Genomic DNA, 420 nt, shown 5'->3' with positions numbered 1-420 from the left:
TGACTTCCTGATGAAACAGTAATGAATGGTTTTTCTAAATTAATAGAAAAGCATGTCCCATGAAATGAATCTGTTATCACAAATGCTGCATTGGAAAATAATTCTAAGAATTCAATTGGACCAGCATCTCTAATCTGTTTATCAACTTTTGCACCAGCACTTAATCCCTGATCTAAAGCTACTACTTTATATCCTGTTTTCTTTGAGAAATACTCGACTGCATTACGTATCAATGGGTTTTTTGGTACGGTATAAAGAAGTATATATTTTTCTTTTATATTAACTTTATTTTTAATCTCAAGAGTCTCTAGCCACTGGTCTTTAGACAGCAACAATGTTGGATCTAAAACATGATGTACATCTTTGCCCATAAGCCCTTGTAGTAATAATTGAGTGTCTTTTTCATGGACAGAAATCATG

Annotated in this window: 1 protein-coding gene; it reads right to left on the bottom strand. The window is 32.6% G+C overall.

The window, feature by feature from the left end; genetic code table 11:
- On the bottom strand, positions 1–420 hold a 420-nt coding region (locus QWI17_RS09070; protein WP_302722192.1), incomplete at both ends, for a polysaccharide pyruvyl transferase family protein.

The sequence above is a fragment of the Gilvimarinus gilvus genome (assembly GCF_030518155.1).
Lineage (GTDB): Bacteria > Pseudomonadota > Gammaproteobacteria > Pseudomonadales > Cellvibrionaceae > Gilvimarinus > Gilvimarinus gilvus.
Note: the sequence above shows the minus strand (reverse complement) of the source record. Positions and strands in the feature narration are given on the sequence as shown.